Annotated in this window: 15 protein-coding genes and 2 tRNA genes; 11 read left to right on the top strand and 6 right to left on the bottom strand. The window is 60.4% G+C overall.

What is annotated here, in order from left to right; translation table 11 throughout:
• Positions 1-574: 574 nt before the first annotated feature.
• The 4 genes from VIH17_08575 to VIH17_08560 all read right to left on the bottom strand — a co-directional run bounded on the left by VIH17_08575 (position 575) and on the right by VIH17_08560 (position 3,392).
• Positions 575-934, bottom strand: a complete 360-nt coding sequence (locus tag VIH17_08575; protein ID HEY4683289.1) for a cupin domain-containing protein — start codon at positions 932-934, stop codon at positions 575-577.
• A 13-nt stretch (positions 935-947) separates the two neighbouring features.
• Complete coding sequence (locus VIH17_08570) at positions 948-2,165, bottom strand: ABC transporter permease (protein HEY4683288.1); 1,218 nt, start codon at positions 2,163-2,165, stop codon at positions 948-950.
• On the bottom strand, positions 2,162-2,899 hold the full coding sequence (locus VIH17_08565; protein ID HEY4683287.1) for an ATP-binding cassette domain-containing protein: 738 nt from the start codon (positions 2,897-2,899) through the stop codon (positions 2,162-2,164). Before VIH17_08565 ends, VIH17_08570 begins: the two co-directional genes overlap by 4 nt.
• Positions 2,900-3,173: 274 nt before the next feature.
• Positions 3,174-3,392 (bottom strand): hypothetical protein, encoded by a 219-nt coding sequence (locus VIH17_08560; protein HEY4683286.1) that lies wholly within the window; start codon positions 3,390-3,392, stop codon positions 3,174-3,176.
• A 218-nt stretch (positions 3,393-3,610) separates the two neighbouring features.
• Between VIH17_08560 and VIH17_08555 the strand changes: the two genes are divergently transcribed.
• The 4 genes from VIH17_08555 (at position 3,611) to VIH17_08540 (ending at position 7,123) form a co-directional block, all read left to right on the top strand.
• Positions 3,611-3,685: transfer RNA gene (locus VIH17_08555), tRNA-His, on the top strand.
• Positions 3,686-3,781: 96 nt separating this feature from the next.
• Entirely contained in the window at positions 3,782-5,872 is a 2,091-nt protein-coding gene (locus VIH17_08550; GenBank protein ID HEY4683285.1) for a S9 family peptidase, read from the top strand.
• A gap of 164 nt (positions 5,873-6,036) precedes the next feature.
• A complete protein-coding gene (locus tag VIH17_08545; GenBank protein HEY4683284.1) occupies positions 6,037-6,660 on the top strand; it encodes a TetR/AcrR family transcriptional regulator in 624 nt (207 codons plus the stop codon).
• Between the two features lie 103 nt (positions 6,661-6,763).
• A complete protein-coding gene (locus VIH17_08540) occupies positions 6,764-7,123 on the top strand; it encodes a hypothetical protein (GenBank protein HEY4683283.1) in 360 nt (119 codons plus the stop codon).
• Between the two features lie 267 nt (positions 7,124-7,390).
• Here the strand turns inward: VIH17_08540 and VIH17_08535 are convergent.
• Positions 7,391-7,467: transfer RNA gene (locus VIH17_08535), tRNA-Arg, on the bottom strand.
• Between the two features lie 519 nt (positions 7,468-7,986).
• Between VIH17_08535 and VIH17_08530 the strand changes: the two genes are divergently transcribed.
• The 7 genes from VIH17_08530 (at position 7,987) to VIH17_08500 (ending at position 14,628) form a co-directional block, all read left to right on the top strand.
• Complete coding sequence (locus VIH17_08530; protein HEY4683282.1) at positions 7,987-8,505, top strand: hypothetical protein; 519 nt, start codon at positions 7,987-7,989, stop codon at positions 8,503-8,505.
• A gap of 172 nt (positions 8,506-8,677) precedes the next feature.
• Positions 8,678-9,622 (top strand): FAD-binding oxidoreductase, encoded by a 945-nt coding sequence (locus VIH17_08525; GenBank protein ID HEY4683281.1) that lies wholly within the window; start codon positions 8,678-8,680, stop codon positions 9,620-9,622.
• Positions 9,623-9,793: 171 nt separating this feature from the next.
• A complete protein-coding gene (locus VIH17_08520; protein ID HEY4683280.1) occupies positions 9,794-10,087 on the top strand; it encodes a phosphopantetheine-binding protein in 294 nt (97 codons plus the stop codon).
• 3 nt (positions 10,088-10,090) lie between these two features.
• Positions 10,091-11,326, top strand: a complete 1,236-nt coding sequence (locus tag VIH17_08515; GenBank protein HEY4683279.1) for a beta-ketoacyl-[acyl-carrier-protein] synthase family protein — start codon at positions 10,091-10,093, stop codon at positions 11,324-11,326.
• Between the two features lie 81 nt (positions 11,327-11,407).
• Positions 11,408-12,679 carry a beta-ketoacyl-[acyl-carrier-protein] synthase family protein gene (locus VIH17_08510; GenBank protein HEY4683278.1) on the top strand — a complete coding sequence of 424 codons (1,272 nt, stop codon included), beginning with the start codon at positions 11,408-11,410 and terminating at the stop codon, positions 12,677-12,679.
• Positions 12,679-13,392, top strand: a complete 714-nt coding sequence (locus tag VIH17_08505; GenBank protein HEY4683277.1) for a methyltransferase domain-containing protein — start codon at positions 12,679-12,681, stop codon at positions 13,390-13,392. Before VIH17_08510 ends, VIH17_08505 begins: the two co-directional genes overlap by 1 nt.
• A 9-nt stretch (positions 13,393-13,401) precedes the next feature.
• On the top strand, positions 13,402-14,628 hold the full coding sequence (locus VIH17_08500; protein HEY4683276.1) for an FAD-dependent monooxygenase: 1,227 nt from the start codon (positions 13,402-13,404) through the stop codon (positions 14,626-14,628).
• On the opposite strand, the gene VIH17_08495 is transcribed toward VIH17_08500, so the two are convergent.
• Entirely contained in the window at positions 14,602-15,327 is a 726-nt protein-coding gene (locus VIH17_08495) for a YceI family protein (GenBank protein HEY4683275.1), read from the bottom strand. The two genes, VIH17_08500 and VIH17_08495, sit on opposite strands and share 27 nt — an antisense overlap.
• Positions 15,328-15,610 lie beyond the last annotated feature (283 nt).

Raw genomic sequence — 15,610 nt, 5'->3', positions numbered from 1 at the left:
GGGCGACCGCCGTAACAGATTGAAAATACGGTGGTTGCCAAGGACTCTCGTCTCTCGGCAGGGCAGCGAAAGTGATAAGAGCTGCAACTTGAATGCAAATCCCTTCACCCAGGCGCTCCAGTTCGGAGAGTTCCAGAAGTAGGGCGGGTGGGCGGTCGGCAAACAAGATGGCGGGTTTCAGAGGCTCGGCAGTAACAGTTGGGCCTCCGGGTTTCTAGCAGGAGGTGGCTCTGTTGACATCCCGGCGGCAGGGCCGGGAAGCACCGCCGTCCCGGCGGCTTTGGCAGTCCAGGCCAGCCCGAGAGCCGGCAAGATGCCGGCGCTACGCTCGTTCGGGCCGGCGTGCAGCCCTAGCGCGCACCCCAGTTCGGACGATCTCAACAGAGCCGCAGGAGGTCTAAAATACTGTCTGAGGGCGCGTTATGCCTAGGCTAGGCGGCCTTCCGCAGATATCCCCAACCGGGTGGCGTGATCAGATGCGGAAGAGGACTGATTGGCGCTTGAAGACGCCAACTGCCACCTTCATCTCGGGTGAAACGCCGCTGGTCCTTGACAAGACCATCGGCCAAAAGGGTCAGATCCGTTGCAAATCGGCGATGGTTCTCTCATTTTGCACGTTGCCGGTATTCAACGTGGACTTTGGCTCAAGCAACAACACGTGCGCCTCTTCTTCGGCAATGGGCAGATGTTCGACACCTCTCGGAATGATCACAAACTCGCCCTCTTCCAGCCAGATGTCGCGATCTCGCAGTTTAATCAGCAGCTTCCCCTTCACCACCAGAAACAGCTCGTCCTCCGCCTCGTGATGGTGCCAGATGAACTCCCCCTTGAGTTTTACCAGCTTGATGTAGGAGTCGTTCAGTTCACCGGCAATTTTCGGACTCCAGCAGTCGTGGAAGAGGCCGAACTTCTGCGCGAGGTTGACTTTCTCCATGATGGGCTCCTTGTCAGGTGCGGAAGAGGACCGATTCGCGCTTGAAGGCGGCAACCGCAACGGCCAATGCAGCGAGAGCGTACACGCAGGAAGAGCCGAAAATGAGCAGGATCAGCCCCCAGGGATAGTTGCCGGTGAGAATCTCCTTCGACACCAGGCTGGTGTTGAGGATGGGGATGAGCGCAAGCTTTACGTTTAGCTCGACGCCGGGGAGCAGCGCGGCGATCGCCGGCAGGATCACCACAATGACCAACGGCTGGATGTAACTCTGCGCCTCTTTGTAGCTTCTGGCCAGCAGCGAAAGAGCCAGCAGTCCCGCTGAAAACATCACCGCCAGCGGCAGCACCATGAAGAACACCGCCGCCACCCCCTTGCCGCTGATGACAAAGGACAGCCCACCCCGACCCCCACGACCCAATTCCTTCATCGCCTGCAAGGGCAAGGAAAAGGTGGCCGCAAAAGATGCGAGCGACAGAACCGCAGTCGCCAGCGAGGCCGTGAACACCATCAGAAACTTGCCCGCCACCAACTCCGTCCGCCCGACCGGGCTGGCCAAAATGGTTTCGATGGTGCCGCGCTCCTTTTCGCCTGCCGTCAGGTCCATGGCCGGGTACATGGCCCCGGTCAGGCAGAGAATGATGATGAAATAGGGGATCACCCCGCCCAGGACGGTGCCACCCACCTTTTCCGGCGAAGCGACGTTCTCTTCCTTGCTCTCAAAAGGTTCGAGCACCGCCGGCGAAAGCCCGCGCGTGGCCAGACGGTTTTCCACCACCCGGTCGCGGTAGTCGCGCAGGATCTTTTGCAGGCTGCGCAGGGCAAAGGTCGAGCGCAACTCCCCCGCGTAGTGATACAGCTTGACGGTGATCTTTTCGGCGGCGTCGCCCGTGGCCAGCCGCTTCTCAAAGTCGCGAGGGAACTCGACCGCCGCGCGCAGCTTCTTGTCGTTGATGCGGGCGACGTAGTCCGCGGCCGGCGGCATGACCTCGAACCCGGCGGCTCTACGAATGGTTTCGGCCAGGGTGGGGGCGTGATCGGCGCCGAGGAGCATGATCGCCGATCCTTCTTTCTGCGCCTTTTGCATGAGCTTGGCCGCCAGCGCGCCAAACCCGATGGTCATGAGCGGGAAGAGCAGGATGGGGACAACGACCATGGAGATGAGGGTGCGGCGGTCGCGCAGCGAATCAACCAGTTCTTTGCGATAGACGATGCCGATGTTCGAAAGTCTCACGCCGATCCCTCCACCGTGCGCACGAATATATCCTCCAGGTCTTCGAGGCCAGTGCGCTGCCGGAGCGCGCCCAGGGTGCCCTCGGCGAGCAGGGCGCCGTCGTGGATGATGCCGATCGTGTCGCAGAGTTTCTCGGCTTCGCTCATCACGTGCGTCGAGAAGATGACGGTCTTGCCGCGGGTTCGGCAATCGCGGATGAAGCCGACGATGGTGCGGGCCGTCATCACGTCCAGGCCGAGGGTGGGCTCGTCGAAGATCATCACCGGCGGGTCGTGCACCAGGGTGCGGGCGATGGAAACCTTCTGCTTCATTCCGGTGGAGAGTTTCTCGCAGCGCCGGTCGGCAAACTCCCCGATTTCGAGCAGCGCCAACAGCTCATCCAGCCGGCGCTTGAGGGCGCCGCCGTCGAGGCCGTTTAGCCGCCCGAAATATTCCACCGTTTCCCGCGCCGTCAGACGCCCGTAGAGGGCGGTGGCGGTGGAGAGAAATCCGACGTTTGCCCGCACCTTTTCGGGCTGCTCCTTGATGTCGAAGCCGGCTACCCGCGCCGTGCCGTCGCTGGGTTGGAGAATGGTGGCCAGCAACCGCAGGGTGGTGGTCTTGCCCGCGCCGTTGGCCCCGAGTAGGCCATAGATCTGCCCGGGCTGGCAGCAGAAGTTGACCCGATCAACGGCGCGGATCTCGCCGCGCTTGCGGTCGCGGAAGACTTTCGTAAGGTTCAGGGCTTCAATCATGCTTTCTCGCCGGATATACGAACCAGGATTACCGGTGTTTCATCACTCTTCATTTCCACTGCCACACTTTTTTTCGCGAGAAGGTGAGGCGCGAAGCGTATTCCCGCCGCTTGCGTCTTGTCAACCCTGCCTGCGCCGGAAAGGCATCGAGTCCACGCAGCGCTGGCGAAGTTGCGCTGTTTCGGTCGAAAGCGACGAACAGGTGGGCGCCGACACCCCTGCCCACACGCTCGGCGACCGGGATGCGCGTTCTGAGACAGGTTTTCTGGCGGGTTTATCGGCCGGCAGACTTCTTGGCGAGCTTGATCGGATCGATCGATTCGCCCTGATTCCCGGTCAGCCGTCGCCAGCCTTCGTGATCATGGCGGTCGATCGCGCCCTGGAGGTAATTCTCGCGCTCGAGGGGCGAGAGCATGCTCAGGCCGGAAGCCATGATGGTTACCGTGTCATTACATTTCGGACAGAAAACGCGAAGCTTTGTAAACTTGGCCACGTGCCATTGTCTCCTGCTTTGAGTTGCGAAAAGCCGCCCATCATAGCATGGCTCGGCCAATGTGGGAAGAGCTTCTGTAGGGGCAAGCTTCAGCTTGCCCTGTTATGCGCTCGCCCCGTTTTCGGGCGGCCTGAAGAGCCGCCCCTACAGGCAGGTCCAAGACGGACCCCACCTTCGCTGACAACCGGTCGCGGTCGTGCTATATTTTGGTGATGGTGGTGGGCGTAGCTTAGAGGTAGAGCATCGGGCTGTGGACCCGAGGGTCGTGGGTTCGAATCCCATCGCCCACCCCAGCAAAGTCCGCCCCAGGCGGACCGGTTGCGCCGCTGCCCTGTTGCGCCAGCCAGATTGATGGTCCAACCCTTTTGCCTTTCGCATGGGAGGAAAGCATGAGACGAGTTGTTATTGCGCTGCTGTTGGTGTGTCTTGCCGCGCCTATTGCGTCGTCGCAGGTCAAACGCGCCATCACCTTTGAAGATTTGATATCGTTCCAGCGCATTGCCGATCCTCAGATCTCACCCGACGGCAAAAGCGTTGCTTTCACCGCCACCTGGTTTGACCTGGAGGCAAACCAGCGCCATGCCGACATCTGGCTCGCCCCCATGGAATCGGGGCAAGCCGGAGGCGAGCCAAGACAGCTCACCCGCAGCGGCAAGCGGGACGAGCGGCCGCGTTGGTCGCCCGACGGCAAGACCATCGCCTTCCAGTCGAACCGCGACGGCGAGTGGCAAATCTATCTCATCAACGTTGGCGGCGGCGAGGCTCGCAAGCTCACCACTATCTCCACCGGCGCCACCGACCATGTCTGGTCGGACAATGGCCGGCTCCTGGCCTTTGCCTCCGATGTCTATCCTGACTGCGCCGATGACGCTTGCAACAAAAAGCGCGGCGAAGAGACCGAGAAAAGCAAGGTCAAGGCAAAAATCGCCACCCGCCTCCTCTATCGTCACTGGAACGCCTGGAAGGATGGCCGGCGCACCCACGTCTTCGTCGTGCCTGCCGAGGGAGGCACCCCCAAAGACCTCACGCCGGGCGACTACGATGCCCCCACCTTCTCGCTGGGCGGCCCCACCGGCTATGCGCTTTCACCCGACGGCAAAGAGCTGGCCTACGTTTCGAATCACGATCCCGTCGAGGCCACCAGCACCAACAGCGACATCTGGATCGTTCCGACGACCGGCGGGCAAGCCCGCCCAGGACAAAGTGACGCATATCCCCAAAAAGATTTTGGCGGGCAAGCCAGGAAAATCAGCACCAGCCCGGGCGCCGACGACGGTCCACAGTATTCGCCCGACGGACGCTACCTCGCTTTCCGCTCTCAGTTTCAGGCGGGCTACGAATCTGACCGCTGGCGATTGCTCATTTACGATCGCCGGTCGCAAACCATTGCCAATCTCACCGAAACTTTCGACCGCTCGGTGGATAGCTGCGCCTGGTCGCCCGATAGCAAGAAGCTCTACCTGGTCGCCGAAGACAAGGGGCACAGTCTCATTTACTCCGTTTCGATAACCGGGGCAGAGAGCACCCCGCTCGTGAAAGAGGGTTTCAACGGCGACCTTGGGGTCAGTTCCGACGGCAAGACGCTGGTCTTCACCCGCTCGACGCTGACCATGCCGGCAGAAATCTTTCGCTCGCATGCCGACGGCAGCGGGGTCACCCAGCTCACCGACATCAACCGAGAGAAATTGTCGCCCCTCGCCATGAATCCGGTCGAGCATTTCTGGTTTGACGGCGCCCTCGGCGACAAGGTGCACGGCCTGCTCGTCCGCCCGCCCAACTTTGATCCCGACAAGAAATACCCGCTCGTCTATCTCGTCCACGGCGGACCGCAAAGCGCCTGGAACGACAACTGGGGCTACCGTTGGAACGCCCAGATGTTTGCCTCGCCCGGTTTTGTGGTGGCCATGGTGAACTTCCACGGCTCCACCGGCTTCGGCCAAAAGTTCACCGACGACATTAACAGCCAGTACGGCGGCTTCCCGTTCGACGATTTAATGAAGGGATTGGACTACATCCTGGCCAAATATCCCTTTGTAGATAAAGACCGCCTCGGAGTGGCCGGGGCATCTTTCGGCGGCTACATGGTGAACTGGCTCATCGGTCACACCGACCGCTTCAAGTGCGCTGTCTCCCACGCCGGTGTGTTCAACATTGTGAGCAAGTATGGCTCGACGGAAGAGCTCTGGTTCCCCGAGTGGGATCTTCGCGGCACCCCCTACGACAATCGCGAACTTTACGAGAAGTGGAACCCGTTCAATTCTGTGAACAACTTCAAGACGCCCACCCTGGTCACGCACGGTGAACTCGACTACCGGGTCACCGTGGATCAGGGCCTGCAACTCTTCACTGCGCTCCAGCGCAAGCGAGTTCCATCGAAGCTGCTTTACTTCCCCGACGAGGGCCACTGGATCTTGAAGCCGCAGAACAGCCGGCTCTGGTTCAAAACGGTCCTGGATTGGCTGGCAACCTACCTGAAGTAGCGGGGATTCCAGCACCGGCGGCTGGACGCCCGTAGCGCCCGCCTTCAGGCGGGAATTCCTTGCTGCGACCAGAAGTACCGACCTAAAGCCGCTACAGCGGAGATTTCTATTGACACTGGATTATACCTTAGTATAATTAGTGACTGAGGGTCATCACGGCAACGATGGGTATTGCTGAGCGCAAGTTACGAGAAAAGGAGAACCGCAGGGCAAGCATCCTTCAGGCAGCCAAGGAAGTCTTCTTTGCCAAAGGGCTGGCAGAGGGAACGCTTGATGAGGTCGCGGCGGCGGCTGAATTGAGCAAGGGCACGCTGTATCTATATTTTTCGAGCAAGGAGGAGCTTTATTGTTCCCTGCTCGTGGAGGGGACCCAGATCTTGCGCGAGTACTTTGAGAGAGCGCTTGATCCCTTGATTGATCCTGAGGCCAACCTGCGCCGGCTCGGGCAGGCCTACTTTCAATTTTCTCAGGAGCAGCCCCAATTCTTCCGCCTGATGTTCCTTTACAACTTTCATTCCGAATTCAAACAGCCTCTACCCAAGGAACTAAAGGATGAGTTGGACTGCGGTGGCGACGGCTGCCTCAAAATGGTAAGCGATACGATTGAGGAAGGGATCCGTAGAGGCCATTTCCGCTCCGTCTCGCCCTACCTGGCCAGCATGGCTTGCTGGGCTGCTCTGAACGGGACAGTGATGCTGGCCGTTAACGAACCCCATCGGGTAGGTGGAAGCCTGGAGCAAATCGTGTCGCTCCAACTTGATGCTTTCCTCCGGGGCCTTAGGGAGTGAGGGAAAATTTTTTTCGGCCAACCTGACTAGTAGTCAGTGAATGCTTTAACAAGTAGATTGTTGGTTACAGTTTATTTTAGCTATCTTGACTGGAGGCAAGTCCATGAAGCGGAAGCAACTAAAGGCGACGATAGCTCTTATGGCCCTGGCCGCCCTCTTTGCGCTGGCGGCAACAGCAAAGACCACTACCGTAAAGCTCTATCTACCTGCCGATCTGGAGCTTGGCGGAAAGGCAGTGGCAAAGGGCGAATACCGGCTCGAGATTCAGAACGATCAGAGCAGCAATCCGACGGTCATTTTCTACGATGGCAAACGCGAGGTGGCACGCATCCAGGGAACCTGGATCGAGCTGCCTTCGCCAGCCGCTTACGACAGCGCCGTCACCGGCAAGGATGAGGCCGGCAAGGTGACACTGACCAAAATCCTTCTGAAGCAAAGCAGGAAGGCACTGGCGCTCAAGTAACAATAGACGCTAGCTTCCGCGGCTCGGCCGGCAACGACGGTTTGTCGCGTCCCTTCCCTCTCTTGCGGTATACGCTCCGCTCGAATGGCCTCGGGGCAGGTGAGAAACTCCTCTCGATGAGCGAACTCCCAGGGCCCATCACGCCGGTTGGAAAAGCTCAAACGTTGTTGATGTTCCCTAAGTCTGCGGAACAAATTGCCAATCGAACCCGTGTAGAGGCGACCGGTTGCCCGGCTGTGCAGAACGTATGCATTGAACACTGAGGTCTGGCGCGCCTGGGCGGATTCGAACCGCCGACCCTCTGCTTAGAAGGCAGATGCTCTATCCAACTGAGCTACAGGCGCCTTGCCAAGCATTATCTGCCTGGCAACCGAGCTTTTCAAGCCAGTTGGCTTGTACAAGAGTAAGGATTACCTGACGACAGGCTTTCTACCAGTAGCGGGCTCGTGGTCAACTCTAGTGCCGTTCCAACTAATTGAGCAGAATAGCGAGCTGGAGCGACATAATTAGTCATACGTGCTGAGTCCATGAAGAACTTAGCCCAAAATAGTTGGAACGGCACTAGCGGGCTGGGTTTTCTGCCCTGGCCCCAGCCAATAAGCGCTGCATCTCTTCGCGTCCCTTTCCCGTCTTGAGGTATTTTTCTGGACGCATCGCGTCGGCGCGGGTCGCGAATTCTTCGTCGTGAACCGGTTCCCAAGGCCCGCCGCGTCGCCAAACATTATTTGGCTTTTCAAGCAGGCTGGCCTATGGACGTAAGGGGTTGGCTCATGGGTCACTGTTTGTTTGTCATTACTTGTTTTTTCGCTGAACCCTTCATAGACTCGGGCGAGCGCGATACTTGCGTTAGGGGGCACAGAAACATGAGGAAATTAGTGTTCCTTGTTGGGCTCGTTCTGTTGGCTGGGATGCCCGCGGTGGCCCAAGAGTATCCCACGGCAGAGTTTTTCGGCGGCTTCTCCTACTTCAACCTGGACACTTCCGGGGCGGCGCAGAGCTTCTTCGGCTGGCAATCCAGCTTCAGCGGCAATTTGGGCAAGACTGTCGGTTTCACGGCTGACTTTGGCGGCCAGTACAAGAGCGTGGCCGGTACCACGCTTCAGACTTACGAGTACCTGTTCGGGCCGCGGCTGACTGCTCGCGGCGACAGAGTTACCGGATTTGCCCATGCGCTGTTCGGCGGGGCAACAGCCCGCGCCGGCAGTGCCTCTGAGAGCGGCTTTGCCATGGGCTTTGGCGGTGGTCTGGACGTGAATGTTCGTCAGGGCTTTGCCATTCGGGTGATCCAGCTTGATTACATCCCCGAGCACATTGGCGGCGCCTGGGGTCACAATGTTCGAGTCGGCATCGGTTTTGTCTTCAAGGCCGGCGGCGGCTCGTAGCTGACCGAACCGAAGCCCTCGTGATCAACCAGGAAAACCACGACCCTGGCTCATGTCCAGGCGTGCCACCAGACTCACCGACGATGGCGGAAGAGTCGGCCGGGCGCGGCCTCTCACAGGTTAAAATGGGCGTGCGTCTCTTCGATAAGCTGAGTTACTATCGGGTGCCGCGATGGCAGTCGGGATCACGCCCAAGCCGCTCAAGTACAACGCCGAGATCAACGAGATCGAGTGGCTCTCTTCCACCCTCGCCAAATTCCGCGTCCGGCCGGCTGCCGAGGCGGTCAAAGATTTCATTCCCGGACAATATGTAGTTCTCGGGCTGAACAACCCCGAAGGTTCGACCCTGCGTTCTTACTCGATCGCGTCGCCGCCCAACGAAAAGCGCTTCTATGAATTTTTCATCCGCCGGGTTGAGGAAAAAAACGCCACCTCCACCTATCCGCTCACCCATATGCTTTTCCGCGCCCAGGCCGGCGAGGGCATCTTTCTCGGGCCGAAGGTAACCGGGCACTTCACGCTCGAACATACGGGCGGCGCCGACCGCGACAAATTGAAGATTTTTGTCGCGGCGGGCACGGGCCTGGCGCCCTTTGTGAGCATCGTTTTGCAGCATGCCAAGGAGATCGTGGCTGACGCGGAGCTACAGAAGAATTTTATCGTCCTCCACGGCGCCAGCTACCAGCGGGACCTGGCCTACAAAGAGGACATTGCCCGGGTCCTCAACAACCTCGAGCGTGATGGCTATCTGGCCACCATCAGCCGGCCGAAAGAAGATACGGATTGGCGCGGTTTCACCGGCCGGGTCGAAACCTTCTTCGACAAGGAGAAGTTGGAAACGCTCGAAGAGCGGCTCGGTTTTGAGCCTGGCGCCATCCACCCCGAGCGCGCGTTGGTTTACGTCTGCGGGCTCAAAGGAACGATCCGGAATACGATCCTCAATCTCCTGAAGCGAGGCTTTGTGCCGCAGGACAAGCGCCTGCGCCAAATTTTGGGCATCGACTCCTCGCCGCCCTCCACGATCTTCTTCGAGCAGTACGATACTGACCCTATCCTCGAATTCCAGAGCGACTCGGAGTTGCAACAGGTCCTCGAAGGCACCCCTTTTAAGAAGTAGGGGCGCATGGCCATGCGCCCCCTACCGCCAGCCGCGGCGAGAAACCCCTAGGCGGTTCATTGCCTCTAATCGGATAAGCGGAATCAGTGTATGCTGAACGGGGGGAGGGTCACATCCTGACCATCCAGCAAGAGTAAGCCTGCCGCCAGCAGCGGCAGAGAGGAGCAGTCCATGACGGGCATGACTGTTCAGGAGCGCATTCTCAAGGTGGTCGCCCGGGAAGGCCATTGCGAGTTGAGCGAAGATCGGCTCGACAAGAGCTTTGAAGAGCTGGGGCTCGACTCGCTCGACAGAGTTTGCATCATGTTTGGCCTGGAACAGGAATTTGATCTGACTATCCCGGAAGCCGAAGCGAGACAAATCACTTGCGTTCGGCAGATCATCGACCGCCTGAGCCGGTGGCTGGAGGCGCGGGCGGAGCCTTCGCCTTTGGCAGGGCCGGGCGTTCGTGAAGGATTGAGGTGAGCAATGCGCCGCGTGGTTGTTACCGGAATGGGGATTGTGTCGCCGATCGGGAACTCGCCAGCCGAGTTTTTCTCTGCCCTCCTCGAAAGGAAATCCGGCGTGCGGAAAATCACCGCGTTTGATGCCGGCCGGCTTTCCGTCCAACTTGCCGCTGAAGCTGATTTCGCCCCGGCGGAGCACTTCTCCGCCAAACAGATCGAGTTGTACGACCGCTTCACGCAGATGGCTCTCCTGGCCGCCCGGCAGGCATGCGCCGATTCGGGCTTTGCGCCTTCCGATGGGGATCGTCTTCGCTGGGGCGTTTGCCTGGGCTCAGCCTACGGCGGCGCCGTGAGCACCAACGCGAGCTACTATTCGCTTTACGCCGAGGGCAACGACCGTCTCCATCCCTTGACCATCCCACGGCTGATGCACAACGCCTCAACCAGCGCGGTGGCGACCGAGCTGGGCGCGCAGGGGCCGTCGTTGATGATCAGCACCGCCTGTTCCTCGGCCGCCCACGCGATGGGCGAAGCCTTTCAAACCATTCGTTCGGGCCGTGCCGACCGGATGCTCGCCGGCGGCAGCGATGCCCCGATTACCTTTCCGGTGATGCGAAGCTGGGAAGCGATGCGCGTGCTGGCCGCGCCCCCTCCCCATTCGAATGGCGACCTGGCCAGCGCCTGTCGCCCGTTCAGTCTGGATCGAAGCGGTCTGGTGCTGGGAGAAGGCGCAGGCATCTTGATGCTGGAAGAATACGAACTGGCCCGCTCGCGCCGCGCTCGCATCTACGCGGAAATGATCGGGTATGGCGCCAGCTCGGATGCTGGCCACATCACCCACCCTTCCGTGGAGGGGCCCGCCCGGGCGATGCAAGTCGCGTTAACTGAAGCGAATCTCCATGCGGACGAAATCCACTACATCAACGCGCACGGAACCGGAACCAAGGTGAACGACGTGATGGAAACGCGCGCCATCAAGCAGGTGTTCGGCGATCGGGCGCGGCTCATCCCCGTCAGCTCGACCAAAGCCCTCCACGGACACTTGATGGGCGCGGCCGGCGCGGTCGAGCTGATCGCCACCATCCTGGCCATCGAACACCAGGTGATCCCGCCGACGGCACACTACTCGGTGCCGGATCCGGAGTGCGACCTGGACTATGTCCCCAACGAGCCTCGCCCGGCGAAAATCGAAGCTGCTCTCAGCAATTCGTTTGCCTTCGGCGGGCTCAACGCCGTGTTGGCGGTGAGGAAAGTCTAGGTGTTAGGTCTTAGGTGTTAGACCCCAGGTCTTAGGTCTTGGGTCTTGGGTCTTGCGTCTTGGGGTAAACAGGAAGTTTCCATGCCAAGCGAACGAAGGGTGGTGATTACCGGCATGGGCGTGGTCAGCCCAAACGGCGTAGGCCGAGAGCCTTTTTGGCGAGCCACGCGGGCCGGGATCAGCGGGGTGAAGCGTATTTCGTTGTTTGACACCTCCGGCATGCAGGTGCAAATCGCTGGCGAGGTGGTGGGCCTTCCCCACAACGGCTATGTCTCCGAAAAAGACCGCCAGCACGTGGCCCGCACCGTCCCTCTCTCCATCGCTGCCAGCGAAGAAGCGCTCGAAGATGCCGGGCTCAAGCCGGCGCAGATGGATCTCGAGGCGCGCCGCGGCGTGGGTGTTGTCCTCGGCTCGGGCGGGGGCAGCCACGAATTTACCGAGGAACAGTATCGTCTCTATTACACCGGCCAGCTCAAACGGGTCAGCGTGTACACCATCCCGTCCTCCACCTGGGGCGCGTTGGCGAGCGAACTTTCGATCAAGTTCGGCTTCCGAGGTTTCAGCCACCTGATCTCAACCGGCTGCACTTCCTCGACCGATGCTCTCGGCTACGCCTTCCAAAACATTCGCAGCGGCGTCATTGACACTGTTCTCGCGGGCGGGGCGGATGCGCCGCTCGCCCCCTTGATCCTCCGAGCCTTCGCCCTGATGCGAGTGATGACCACCTCCTGGAACCACGCCCCGGCGCGCGCTTCGCGCCCCTTTTCGCTTGACCGCGACGGGTTCGTCATTGCCGAAGGAAGCTGGATGTTTGTGCTGGAAAAGCTGGAGCACGCCCGCGCCCGCGGCGCAAAAATCTATGCCGAGATTCAGGGCTACGGCTCAACCTGCGATGCCTACCACCGTGTCCGGCTCGACGAATCCGGCGAAGAACCGGCTCGGGCCATGCACCTGGCGTTGCGGCAAGCCGGAAAGAAACCCGACCAGGTTGATTACGTCAACCTGCACGGCACCTCGACGGTGCTGAATGACCGGATCGAGACGCGGGCGCTCAAACTCTGCTTCGGCAGCCGGGCGTACCAGATTCCCATGTCGGCGCTCAAATCGCTCATCGGCCATCCCCAGGGGGCATGCGGCGCGGCGGGCGTGGCCGCAACGCTGTTGGCCATGCGGGATGGAGTCCTCCCGCCCACCATCAACCTGGATCAGCCTGACCCCGAGTGCGACCTCGACTATGTGCCGGAGATCGGCCGCAAGCGGAACATCCAGACCGCGCTGTGCAATTGCATCGGCTTCGGTTCAAAGAATTCCGCCCTGGTCATAGAAAAATATCCGGCCGGGAACGGTACCTGATGTTTCTGCCGATGAGAAAAGTGCGCGGGGCGGAGTTGCTCGACCGTCCCGATTTGCCGGAAGCGGACATCCGCGCCAACCTTGCCGATTTGCGCCGCATCAACCGCTACCTCGGCGGCACCCGGGTTGTCCGGAATTTCCTTCGCCAAGAACTCCAGCAGGCGGAGCTGCGCGAGGCAACGCTCCTCGACGTGGCCACCGGCTCGGCCGATATTCCACAGGCACTCGGCGCCTGGTGCCGGCGGCGAGGCGTGCGTCTGCGCGTCACGGCAGTGGACCGGCGCTCCAGCCATATCTCCATGTTCCTGTCCAGTGACTGCCGCGAAACAGTCCTTTTTCCGGTCGCTGCCGACGCCTTTTGCCTGCCGTTCGCCGATGCAAGCTTTACCTGGGTCACAGCGTCGCTCTTGCTTCACCAGTTTGACGAAGAAGAAAGCGTCCACATTCTGCGCGAGTTGCATCGGCTGGCCCAACGCAGTGTTTTCATCAACGACCTGGAGCGGGACTGGGTGCCCTTTGTTTTTATGAAGCTCACCCGGCCGATCTTTGCCCGATGCCACCTTTCTCGATATGACAGCGCGGTTTCTATCCGGCAAGCGTTCTCACCCGGCGAGCTCGGCGACCTTGCTCGGCAGGCCGGCTTCCGGCGCTTCGCCGTGAGGCGCTATTTCCCCTATCGGCTTTCCCTGCGCATTGAGAAGGATTCATCCTGAAGGAAGGTTATGGAATTTGACGTGGCCATCATCGGCGGGGGACCGGGGGGATCGAGCGCAGCGATTCGTCTGCGGCAGCTCGGCTTCCGCGTGCTTCTCATGGAAAAACGTCTCTTTCCGCGCGAAAAACTTTGTGGCGAATTTCTTTCACCGGAAGTGCGCCCTCTTGCCGCCTCCCTTGAGCTGGAGTCAGAGTTGCTCGACGCCTCCCCTGCCCGGCTCAACCTCCTTCGCCTTCATCTCTACGGTGAATCGCCGCTCGATATTTCGCTTTCCTCGCCGGCGCTCGGCCTGAGCCGCGCTGTGCTCGATCACCTGCTCTTGCGCCATGCCGCCCGATTGGGCGCTGAGGTTCTCGAGCAGACCACAGCCGAATCGGTTCGCCGCTGCCCGTCCGGCGAATTTTCTATCGTCTTTCGGAGAAACGGCCAGGCAAAAGGGGCGCTTGCGCGGGCTGTAATCTGCGCCGACGGAAGATGGAGTCGTTGGAGTCCACAAACCCGCCGCGCCTGCCCTCAGTCCGCCGCGGCGGATCGAAGGGGCGGGCCTATCCGCCGGCGATGGGCGCGAATGGCTTACGGCTTCAAAGCGCGCTATGAATCGAGCATCGTCAAAGCCAATACGCTCGACCTGCACTTTTTCCCCGGCGGGTATTGCGGCATCTCCCCGGTGGAAAACAACTGTGCCAATGTTTGCTGCCTGATCGAAGACGGTCTTCTGCGCGAAGCCGCCAAAGCAGGCACCGACCCAAGCGCTATCCTCCTCCGGCAGCCCTCTCTCGGCGAACAGATCCGCCGCGGCAAGCGCGTCTCTCGATTCCTGTTCACCGGCCCCCTGGTCTTCAGCTCACCCAGGCCCGTGCGCGATGCGATGCTTATGGTGGGAGATAGCGCCGGTTTCATCGCTCCCTTTTTGGGCGACGGCATCTCCATCGCCTTGCATTCAGGCTTGCTTGCCGCGCAGGCCCTCGAACCGATGCTTCAGGGCAAGCGCTCGCTTGAAAGCGCGCTCGCCGAGTACGCCCGGGCGTATCAGGAGGCTTTTCGCAGACAGTTTTTCTGGGCGCGATGGCTGAGGTACTTGGTTAGCTCACCTCGAGCGACTCGCCTGGCGGCCCGACTTGCCCGAGCAAGCGCCCGGCTACGGCGGAAATTGTTCCTCGCCACTCGCTCTGATAGAGCGGGGCTGGCAGAGCTACCATGGGATGGCTCAAGGACCGACCGGCACGAGGACTAGGTTAAACACAATCTTCATCTCGTCTTTGACCTTGATCGTGCCACCCACGGCGGTGACCGGCCGGATACCGAAAGATGTTTGGCGAATTCGGGCCTCGCCACGGGCGTGATGGATGGTAGCTTCCGGAGCCAGCGACACCTCCAACACGATCGGACGTGTGGTATCCCGAACCTTCAAATCACCCTCTATCTGAAAACGGCCATTGCCTGCCGCCTTAACTCGGCGCGATACAAACGCAATTTCAGGAAAGCGAGCGACATCCAGGACGTCAGGTCCTTCCATCCGCTTCTGGACCTCGGCTCGCTTCTCATCCGCCAGCTTGGGATCCAAGACCTTGAGGGAGGCGGTCGGGATAGCAATTCTCACGGAAGAGTTTGCCAGGTCCTGCTCATCGAGCAGGACATCGCACCGGTAGTCGGTCACGCCAATGAGGTGGTCATCGCCGAAGGCCTTGAGCAGGCCGGCCTTGCCCAGCTCGATGGTGAATTCACTTTTTGCCGGTTCAGCGCGAAGGGAAACAGGAGCAGCCGAGGCGTGCGCTTTCGGGATTCCCCTTGTGTCATTTTGAGCCCCGACTTCGTCGGGGCGAAGAATCTCAGGAACGGAAGCAGCCGAGGCGCGGGCAATCAGGACTGCCAGGAAAACAAGGACGACGACAACAGCCGGAACAAGATAGCGTTCAATGCGACGCGCAGACACAAGCCCGGAACGGCGGCGAGGGAGCAGTCTTGGGAAGGGGCTCGTTGGGCTTCGCATCTCGCTATTGGATACAAATTCCCTCCTTTTGGTTTCCTGAGATTTTCGGCGCTCGCGGCCCTCTGTCGCCGGCTCCCCCAGAAGATGCCGTCAGCTTGGCGAGTGGCCGGATGCTCTTCGGAGGCCGCTGTGCCTCCTGTCACGGTTTGGACGGGCGCACGCCCACCGAGGTGGGCCAGTGGATGTATCCACGCGCGCCGGATGTTGGTTCGCCGGCCGTGCAGCA

Source organism: Candidatus Acidiferrales bacterium, from assembly GCA_036514995.1.
GTDB lineage: Bacteria > Acidobacteriota > Terriglobia > Acidiferrales > DATBWB01 > DATBWB01.
This window is presented reverse-complemented; position numbering and strand designations above follow the sequence as displayed.